The organism is Kribbella catacumbae DSM 19601 (assembly GCF_000372465.1).
In the GTDB taxonomy this organism is placed as follows: Bacteria; Actinomycetota; Actinomycetes; order Propionibacteriales; family Kribbellaceae; genus Kribbella; species Kribbella catacumbae.
In genome coordinates this window covers 97,589-106,196 of the sequence record NZ_AQUZ01000030.1, presented here as the reverse complement: position 1 = coordinate 106,196, position 8,608 = coordinate 97,589, and the positions used below count along the sequence as shown (strand labels likewise).

The following is an 8,608-nucleotide window of genomic DNA, read 5'->3' as shown; positions in this document are numbered from 1 at the left end:
CTCGTCGGGCACGACCGCATCATCGTCCAGCCCGTCATCGACCTGCACGATCAGATCAACGAGAACTCCTACGAAATTCCCGCCCGACTCCGGGAACGCATCAAGCTCACCTACCCCGTCGAACAGTTCCCCTACGGCCCCGGCGAAACCACCAACCGCACCGANATCGACCACGTCGTGCCGTTCGATCCGGCCGGACCGAAGGGCCAGACCAGCACCGCCAACCTCAGACCTCTCCGCCGCCGCAGTCACCGCGTCAAGACCTTCGCCGGCTGGAAGTCCCGGCCAGTCGACGGCACCGCCACGGAATGGACCACCCGCCACGGCTTCAAGTTCCGCGTCGACCACACCGGCACTCACCCCATCGCCGACGACAACCCATCAGGGTGAGGAGGTTGACGCGTTTTCCCAACTAGATCGGGAGTTGTGGCGTCTCATCTCCTGAAGCTCCTGGAAGAGGGGCTCCGCAGGAGAACGTCCGTCTGATCCATGGGGGAGTGTCATGTCCGGCAAGCTCGGTGCCGTCATCAATACCGGCATCGGTATCTCAGCGGCCTTCGTCGTCGCCGGGGTGGCAGCCTTCGGGTTGGCAGAGGCGGACCACGCATCCGCCAGCGCGCCGAGCAGTGTTGTGTCGCCGACGCCGACGCCGACGCCAGCACCGGCCACGGCGCCGGCTCCTCAGAGCTCAACCAGTACTACGCCCAGCAGCTATCCGACGACGGTTGCCAGTGGCAAGAAGCAGCTGTTCCTCACCTTCGACGACGGCCCTGACCCGGTCTGGACACCGCAGGTCCTGGCCGTACTGGCGAAGTACGACGCCCACGCGACTTTCTTCCAGCTGGGCAGCATGCAGGCGGCACACCCCGGGATCCGCGACCAAGTCCTTGCTGCAGGCAACACAATTGGCAACCACTCGATCTCGCACGCGCAGTTGACCAAGCTCTCGGCGGCCAAGCGCCACCACGAGATCTTCGACGGCCCGCGGTCGAGTTGCTTCCGGCCGCCGTACGGCGCGGCGAACGACAAGGTGCGCGCCGACATCAAGGCAGCCGGCATGGTCCCGGTGCTGTGGGACATCGACACCCTCGACTGGCAACGCCCGGGCAAGCAGGCGATCGTGAACCGCATCCTCACCCAGGCCCACAGCGGCGCCGTGATCCTGATGCACGATGCCGGCGGCGACCGCGGTCAGACCGTCGCTGCCCTCGACCAGGCGCTGGAGACCTTGACGGCTCGGGGCTACACCTTCCCGGCTATGGACTGCTGATCGATTCCAATTCGGTGGACAGTGACCTCTAATCTCGAAGGATGCGACTTTTTGTGGCGGTGGTGCCGCCGGTGGAGGTTGTCGAGCATCTGGCTGAGTTCGCGGACCCGCGGCGGGAGTATCCCGACGAGGACATCCGCTGGTCGGCGGACGAGACCTGGCACATCACGTTGGCGTTTCTGGGCGAAGTACCGGAGTACAAGACCGATGAGCTGGCCGAGCGGCTCGAAGTGGCGGCGAAGCGGCAGAAGCCGTTCGATCTGAGTCTGGGCAGGGCGGGAGCCTTCCCGGGGGTGGCCGATGCGCGGGTGCTGTGGACCGGTGTCCGGGACGAGTCGGACGCGTTGCCGCATCTGGCGATGGTGAGCCGGTCGGCGGCGAACAAGGCGGGAGTGACCGTCGACGGGCGCAAGTTCACCCCGCACCTGACGCTGGCCAGACTTCGCCGGCCGATGGACGTGGTCCGCTGGGTGCGGATCTTCGACACCTATCAGGGCCCGGCCTGGACCGCGGAAAGTGTCCAGCTGATCTCATCGCGTCTCGGCGAGGGGCCGAGCCGCGGAGCGGCGTACGACACAGTGGGCGAATGGGACTTCTTAGGTTAACCTTCGGAAGGTTAGCCGTACCTAATATCTGGAGTTCCCGCCATGCTCGCCAACTACCTGAATCGGTCTTCGTGAAGGCCTCGAAGCGTCGTTGGTGGTCAGCATTCTCGCCACTTTCCTGGTGAAGTCGGGACATCGCGATCGGCTCAAACTGGTCTGGATCGGTGTGGGCGCCGCGGTCGCGCCGGATGGGCCAGGCGCTCGAGATCGGCTCCCGTGCGGTGGTGCTGCTGGCGTTCCTGGCGGTCTTCCGTGAGGGCATCGAGACGGCCTTCATCGTCTACGCGTCGGCGGCGACCGCGACCACGGCGACACCGTTCGTCGGCGTACTGCTCGGCCTGGGCTCCGCGGTCCTGCTGGGCTTCGCCATCTACCGCGGTGCGGTGAAGATCAATCTCGGTGTCTTCTTCAAGTGGACCGGAGCATTGCTGGTCCTGGTCGCGGCCGGCATCTTCGCCTACGGCTTCCACGACCTGCAGGAAGCCAACCTCCTGCCCGGCCTGCACACCCGCCGGACAGCTGGTACGGCGTACTGCTGAAGGGGATCTTCAACTTCAACCCGGCCCCGACCGTGAGTCGATCGCCTGGCTGGTGTATCTCGTGCCGGTACTCGTGCTGTACTTCCGGCCGCTCCCGAGCGGAACCGGCGTGACCCCTCAACCCCGTCCAGGAGACAACGAACCCACCATCGCGGCCCGCCGGGCCACCGCCGTCGGCGCGGTACTGCTGCTGGCCGGTCTGACCGGTTGTGCTGATGACAAGTCGGCTGCCTCCGATGACGGCACCGGCGTGACCTGATCGTGGAGCTGCCGACCGGCAGGTACCAGGCGGTCCGCAAGCCCGGCATGATCGGCGACGGCATCCGTGGCCCTGCTGAAGGAGGCGACCGAGAGCTACCAGCGCTACGTGAACTCGCAAGCAGTCGCTCTGGAGCAGAAGGCGACCGAGTTCGTCACCGCGGTGAAGGCCGACGACGTCGCCAAGGCCAAGGAGCTCTTCCCGGTCTCCCGGACCTACTGGGAGCGGATCGAGCCGGTCGCGGAGTCGTTCGGCGACCTGGACCCGAAGATCGACGCCCGGATCAACGATGTCGAGCCTGGCACCGAGTGGACCGGGTACCACCGGATCGAGCAGGCCCTGTGGGAGAAGAACACTACCGCGGGGATGGCGGAGTACGCCGACCAGCTGCTGGTCGACGTGAAGACCGTTGTCGCCAAGGCCAAGGTTGTGAAGCTCAACCCGCTGCAGCTGGCCAACGGCGCCAAGGAGCTGCTCGACGAGGTCGCCACCGGCAAGATCACCGGTGAGGAGGACCGCTACTCGCACACCGACCTGTGGGACTTCCAGGCCAACGTGCAGGGATCCCAGGCTGCGATCCAGGCGCTCCGGCCGGCCCTGCAGAAGCGGGACGCCGCCCTGGTCACCACGCTGGACACGAACTTCAAGACCGTCTACGCGTCGCTGGACAAGTTCCGTTCCGGTGACGGCTTCAAGCCGTACCTGCCGACCGATGCCGAGCGCAAGGAACTCGGCCGGGTCGTGGACGCGCTGGCCGAGCCGGTCAGCAAGGTCGCCGGAGTGATTGCGAAGAAATGACCGACCAGCGAGGAATCTCCCGTCGCGGTCTGCTGGGGGCGGCCAGCGCTGGCCCGGGTCGTCCTGCCGGCTGCACCCGCGGGCGGCTGCCCGGTCCCGAACAGCACGTACGGCGTGTTGAAGTCGCTGAACGTCCACAGGAACAACACCAGCACGAGCACCAGGTTGACCGGCCGCAGCGACGGCAGGGTGATGTTGCGCCACTGCCGGATCGATCCGGCGCCGTCGACCGACGCCGCCTCGTAGACATCGCGGGGGATGCTCTGCCTGAGCCCGAGGTTGTCGACCAGCACGTGGTTCACCGCTCCGGTGTCGCGCTGGAGCATGAAGTTCCAGGTCAGGATGCCGGCGTACGCGGGCAGTGCGTACGGCACCAGGAACAACGTCCGTACTACGCTGCGCCCCCGGAACGGTGGTTGCAGGGCGACGGCGGCGGCCATCCCGAGACACCAGGAGATCGCCAGCGTGCGAGAAGGCGATCGTGATGCCGAAGGACTTCAACAGGCCTTCGCCCACGGCGCCGACCAGTTCGCGATGAAGAACTTGGTCAGCTTGACGAAGCTCATCCAGATCCCGACCAGCATCGGGACGATGTGGATCAGCAGTTCCAGCAGCACGGCCGGGGCGAGCAGCAAGTACGGAAGCTTGCGGCTCAGCCCCGGGCGGTGCTCCGTTGTGGTGCGGGTCAACTGCTGGCCGCCACTTGATCCTCAGCCGTCTTGAGCGCCGCCTTCACTTCCTCGGCGCTGACCGTGCCACCGGTCGCGATCTTGGCGAACATGGCGTTCATCGCCTTGCCGACGGTGCTCTCGAACTGGTCCTCGGCCGGTACCAGCGGCAGCGGCTTGGACTTGGTGTTGTAGATGGAAGATCGCTGCCTCGGCCGCGTCCGTGGTGAAGACCGGCTTGGCATCCTTGAGTACCGGCAGCGAGGCGAACGGCTTGCCCAGCGTGGTCTGGGTGGTCGCATCCGTCATGTACTTGACGAACTTCAGCGCAGCGTCCTTGTTCTTGGTGTTCTTGAAGATCGACAGGTTGATACCGGCCACGTGGCTGGCCACCTGCTCGCCGCCGGCCGGAGCCGGGAACGGTACGACGCCGTACTCGCCGGCCTTCATCCCGTTGGCGACGATCGAGGAGTCGGCGTTGTTCTGGTTGATCACCATCGCGACCTTCTTGGTCGCGAAGTCGTTCACCGACTTGGTGCCGTTGTCGTACTGCGCGTTCGACGGGTTGGCGACCTTGTCCTGCATCAGGTCGAGGTACCGCAGGACACCCTGCCGTCCTTGTCGAACCAGTCCGCCTTGTTCTGCGCGCCGTTGATGAACGCGAAGTGCACGTTCTCGGTGTAGCTGCCGGCCGCCAGCGCCATTCCCCAGAGCGGGACCGAGGTCGGGATCCGGGTCTGCAGGTCGTTCCAGCCGATCACCTCGAGGTTGACCTTGATGCCGGTGTCCTTGGTGAACTTCTCCAGGACCGGGGGTCAGCTTCGTTACTTCACCGTGACCTGCGCCGTCGAGTCCCGCGCGCGCAGTACTCCGGCCGGCGTCTCCCAGTGCAGCCCAGACTCGCCCGCCGCGATCCGGAAGAGCAGATCAGCCGCCATCCGGCCGCGTTCCATCGTCTGCTGGTCGATCGCGGTGATCCCGGGCAGTGCCAGTTCGCACAGTGGTGAGTCGTCCCAGGCAAGGATCGACAGCTCATCCGGTACTCCGGTGCCGAGCTCCACGGCTACCCGCAAGGCAGCGACGGCCATCAGGTCGTTGCCCAGTACGAGTGCGGTCGGCCGGTTCTTGCTCGCGAGTGCCTTCCTGGTCATCGCCGCGCCGTCCTCGTACCGGTAGCTGCCCTCGAAGTGGGTCACCCGGATGCCGCGCTGCTCGGCCTGCTCCCGCAGCAGCCGGACCCGCAGTTGCTCGTGCACGAAGGTGAACGGCCCGCTGACGTGAACGATGTTCTCGTGTCCCAGCTCGGCCAGGTGGTCGAGCAGCAGCGTGACGGTCTGTTCCGGCGAACTGATCAGCCGCCCGACGCCGTCGTCCGGCGCGTTGGAGCTGACCACCACGCAGGGGACGCCGAGTTCCTTGAGCAGCGGGATCCGGGGGTCGTCGTTGTGCTCGTCGAACAGGATGAACCCGTCCACCCGGCCCTGCTGGCTCCAGCGACGCAGTACGTCGAGGTCTTGGCCTTGCTCGCCGGTGAGCCGGAGCAGTAGCGACGAGTCGACCTCGTTCAGGTACTGCTCGATGCCGACCAGGGTGCGCATGTAGAACGCCTCGGTCGAGATCAGCTCCGGGTCGCGGGCGATCACGATGCCGATCGTCCGGGTCCGGCTCGCGGACAGCGCGACGGCGGCGGAGTTCGGGTGGAACCCGAGTTCGGCGGCCAGGCTGAGCACGCGTTGCCGCGTCTCCTCGCTGACGCCCGACCGGCCGTTCAGTGCGTAGGAGACCGACGCCTTGGAGATGTCCAACCGGCGAGCCAGGTCGCTGATCGTGACACGCTGTCCCCGCATGGGCCGAACGTTAGCAGCGGTCAGTGGTGGATAGCGTTATCCCATGACCTCCTCAGGATCGCCGGCCACCGTCCGCCGTCTCGACTTCCTGCCTTGGGAGTACGCCGGGGGTGCGTCGGCAGAAGAGCGCGAACGGCAGGCGGAGCGCCAGCGCTCGTTGACCGGTACGACGTCGCTCGCGGCGGATGCGTACATCGCGGAGAGCGCGGCGGTGTTCTGTGGTGAACTGCGGATGGGGGAGCGGTCGTATATCGCGGCGCACGCCTACGTGACCGGCGAGGTAAGCATCGGCGCGGACTCGACGATCAACCCGTTCACTGTGGTGCGCGGCAAGATCACGCTTGGTGACGGAGTCCGGATCGGCGCGCACGCCTCACTGCTCGCCTTCAACCACGGCACCGCCCCGGACCAGCCGATCTTCCGCCAACCCCACACCTCCCGGGGTATCACGGTCGGCGACGACGTCTGGATCGGCTCCAACGTCCTGATCCTGGACGGCGTCACGATCGGCTCTCACAGCATTGTCGGTGCGGGCGCGGTCGTCACCAAGAACGTCGACGAATGGTCCGTCGTAGCAGGAAACCCAGCCCGCAAACTCCGCGACCGCCGGGAGGCGTCGTCGAAGTCGGACCTGGCTGGTCGGGCTGCCGCACTTGCGGGGCGCGCCCGGGAGCAGGCGGATGAGCTCCTGAGCAGGTGCTTTGACGGAGAGCAGTTTCTGGATCGGCCTGGGGGTGAGCCTGCGATCCGGCCGTGGTGTGATGCGATCGAATTGTCCGATCTGCTTCTTCGGCGTGCTCCGGCGGGGCACTCGACGGCTGACCTGGTACGCCGGTTGCGCGGGGCCGAGTTGGCTGTTCTCGAAGGGCCGGCGAGCTATCACGTGCTCTGCGCCGGCTATGCGCTTCAGTTGCTGGGTAGTGGCTTCGAGCATCCAATTCCTCTCGACCTGAGCACGGAGCAGTTCGACAAGTTGCCGTGGGCAAGAAATGCCTGGAGTGCGGGTGCGGGGATCGACTCCGTCGGTACCGCGATCGCCCGAAACCTCAAGGATCACGGCGATTCCAGCCAGCTCTTCCCGCTGATGGGATGGCTGACCGCCCGCGCCGATCCGGAGACCGGCATGTGGGGTACGCCGCACCCCGACGACGGCTGGCTCCAAGTCGTCAACGGGTTCTACCGCCTGACGCGCGGCACCTACGCGCAGTACGGGCTCCCGCTGCCTTACCCAGAAGCCGCGATCCGTACGCTGCTGTCCCACTCCCAGGATCATCGCGTCTTCACCGGCGACGGCTTCAACGCCTGTAACGTTCTCGACGTCATCCACCCGCTCTGGCTGGCCGGAAAGCAAACCGGCTTCGGTCGCGTCGAGGGCCGTCGCTGGGCAGAGCGGATGCTCGACGCCATCCTCGACCGCTGGGTCGACGGCGCCGGCTTCGCGTTCGCGCCCGACGGCACCGACGACCGCGCGATCCCCGGCCTGCAAGGAACTGAGATGTGGCTGGCGATCATCTGGCTACTGACCGACTACCTCGGCTTCTCCGACGTCCTCGGCTACCACCCCCGCGGCGTCCACCGCCCGGAGCCACTGATCGCAGTAGCGTCCATTAACCTGGGCCGGTGGACCCCCGGACCCGACGGCTCGTCACCTCGCTCGTACTAGCGGCGCTAGTCGCGATCGTGGTGATCGCGGCGCTGGTTCGATGAACAGCCCCCGGTCGCCGTACTTGATGCGCGCCGGGCTGGTCCGCAACGTCCGGACCGGGGAGCACCTGACCACCTTCGTGGTGTCGGGCGTCTCGACCGTCCTGATCACCCGGCTGATCCTCGGGCTCAGCGGCTATCCGCAGATCGGCGGCAAGGGCCTGCACATCGCCCATGTCCTGCCCGGCGGCCTGCTGATGCTGCTGGCGATCTACCTGCTGCTCTCGTACGTCGGCCCGGTGGTGCGGCCGGCCGCGGCGCTGGTGGGCGGCGTCGGCTTCGGGCTGTTCATCGACGAGGTCGGCAAGTTCGTCACCTCGGACAACAACTACTTCTACCAACCGACCGCGGCGATCGTGTACGTCGTGTTCGTGCTGATCGTGCTCGGCTCCCGGTTCGTCAACAACCGGCGGCCGATGGACGAGCGGGAGCAGTTGGCCAACGTGGTCGACCACGCGGTCGAGGGGGTCGCCGGTGGGATGTCCCGGCGCCGGCGGGCTCAGGCGTCCGAGCAGCTCCGGGCGGTGGGTCAGGATGTCGTCGGGCGGCCGGAGGCTCGTGCGCTGCTCGCCGCCTGCCCATCGGATGAGGTGGAGCTCATCGCGCCGGTGGATGCCGCGTGGCGGGCGATGCGGCGGGGATTCGATCGGTTGGCGACGCATCCGCTCGCTCCGGCCGTGGCGGTCGGAGTACTGGCGGTGCAGGCACTTGGTGCGCCTGCGATCGCGGCTGGGATCCGGTTGGATGAGGGGCGGCTGCTGACGGATCTGCCGGTACTGGGGGTGGCTGCCGGGAGTCTGTTGTCGGCAACGTTCACGGTGCGAGGTGGATTGCGGCTGTCGGCGGGATGACGCTCGACCTGGTGCTGCTGGGCCTGCTCGGCGCTGAAGCCGAGCGGTTGCAGCGGCAGGGTTTTCC

At 66.7% G+C, this 8,608-nt stretch carries 12 protein-coding genes and 1 pseudogene; 8 read left to right on the top strand and 5 right to left on the bottom strand.

The features are described from left to right. Positions 1 to 502 precede the first annotated feature (502 nt). The 6 genes from A3ES_RS0127860 to efeO all read left to right on the top strand — a co-directional run bounded on the left by A3ES_RS0127860 (position 503) and on the right by efeO (position 3,471). The gene (locus tag A3ES_RS0127860; protein ID WP_020390128.1) at positions 503 to 1,270 is read left to right on the top strand and encodes a polysaccharide deacetylase family protein; all 768 of its coding nucleotides are present in this window, start codon (positions 503 to 505) and stop codon (positions 1,268 to 1,270) included. Between the two features lie 41 nt (positions 1,271 to 1,311). Further along, positions 1,312 to 1,875: an RNA 2',3'-cyclic phosphodiesterase gene (thpR, locus tag A3ES_RS0127855; RefSeq protein WP_026163264.1), complete on the top strand. Its 564-nt coding sequence runs from the start codon at positions 1,312 to 1,314 to the stop codon at positions 1,873 to 1,875. A 94-nt stretch (positions 1,876 to 1,969) separates the two neighbouring features. Further along, positions 1,970 to 2,131: a hypothetical protein gene (locus tag A3ES_RS57205; RefSeq protein ID WP_202806603.1), complete on the top strand. Its 162-nt coding sequence runs from the start codon at positions 1,970 to 1,972 to the stop codon at positions 2,129 to 2,131. Continuing rightward, positions 2,064 to 2,414 carry an FTR1 family protein gene (locus tag A3ES_RS55600; RefSeq protein WP_051084824.1) on the top strand — a complete coding sequence of 117 codons (351 nt, stop codon included), beginning with the start codon at positions 2,064 to 2,066 and terminating at the stop codon, positions 2,412 to 2,414. Before A3ES_RS57205 ends, A3ES_RS55600 begins: the two co-directional genes overlap by 68 nt. A gap of 52 nt (positions 2,415 to 2,466) precedes the next feature. Then, positions 2,467 to 2,673: a hypothetical protein gene (locus A3ES_RS55595; RefSeq protein ID WP_020390126.1), complete on the top strand. Its 207-nt coding sequence runs from the start codon at positions 2,467 to 2,469 to the stop codon at positions 2,671 to 2,673. A gap of 66 nt (positions 2,674 to 2,739) precedes the next feature. Beyond that, positions 2,740 to 3,471 (top strand): iron uptake system protein EfeO, encoded by a 732-nt coding sequence (efeO, locus tag A3ES_RS48715; RefSeq protein WP_020390125.1) that lies wholly within the window; start codon positions 2,740 to 2,742, stop codon positions 3,469 to 3,471. Positions 3,472 to 3,560: 89 nt separating this feature from the next. Here the strand turns inward: efeO and A3ES_RS56305 are convergent. The 5 genes and pseudogenes from A3ES_RS56305 to A3ES_RS0127820 all read right to left on the bottom strand — a co-directional run. Continuing rightward, positions 3,561 to 3,797, bottom strand: a pseudogene (locus A3ES_RS56305) (ABC transporter permease subunit); the annotation flags it as partial. A 171-nt stretch (positions 3,798 to 3,968) separates the two neighbouring features. Further along, on the bottom strand, positions 3,969 to 4,160 hold the full coding sequence (locus A3ES_RS55590; protein WP_020390123.1) for a hypothetical protein: 192 nt from the start codon (positions 4,158 to 4,160) through the stop codon (positions 3,969 to 3,971). 21 nt (positions 4,161 to 4,181) lie between these two features. Continuing rightward, positions 4,182 to 4,724: an extracellular solute-binding protein gene (locus tag A3ES_RS48705; protein ID WP_026163262.1), complete on the bottom strand. Its 543-nt coding sequence runs from the start codon at positions 4,722 to 4,724 to the stop codon at positions 4,182 to 4,184. Next, the gene (locus tag A3ES_RS56300) at positions 4,724 to 4,900 is read right to left on the bottom strand and encodes a hypothetical protein (RefSeq protein WP_020390122.1); all 177 of its coding nucleotides are present in this window, start codon (positions 4,898 to 4,900) and stop codon (positions 4,724 to 4,726) included. The genes A3ES_RS48705 and A3ES_RS56300 overlap by 1 nt, the downstream gene beginning before the upstream one ends. A 63-nt stretch (positions 4,901 to 4,963) precedes the next feature. Next, positions 4,964 to 5,986 (bottom strand): LacI family DNA-binding transcriptional regulator, encoded by a 1,023-nt coding sequence (locus A3ES_RS0127820; RefSeq protein ID WP_020390121.1) that lies wholly within the window; start codon positions 5,984 to 5,986, stop codon positions 4,964 to 4,966. Between the two features lie 43 nt (positions 5,987 to 6,029). On the opposite strand from A3ES_RS0127820, the gene A3ES_RS0127815 reads away from it, so the two are divergent. Both A3ES_RS0127815 and A3ES_RS51610 read left to right on the top strand, forming a co-directional pair. Next, positions 6,030 to 7,649, top strand: coding sequence for an acyltransferase (locus tag A3ES_RS0127815; RefSeq protein WP_020390120.1), 1,620 nt, complete (start codon positions 6,030 to 6,032; stop codon positions 7,647 to 7,649). Positions 7,650 to 7,689: 40 nt separating this feature from the next. Then, on the top strand, positions 7,690 to 8,541 hold the full coding sequence (locus tag A3ES_RS51610; protein ID WP_157630777.1) for a hypothetical protein: 852 nt from the start codon (positions 7,690 to 7,692) through the stop codon (positions 8,539 to 8,541). Positions 8,542 to 8,608: the final 67 nt, after the last annotated feature.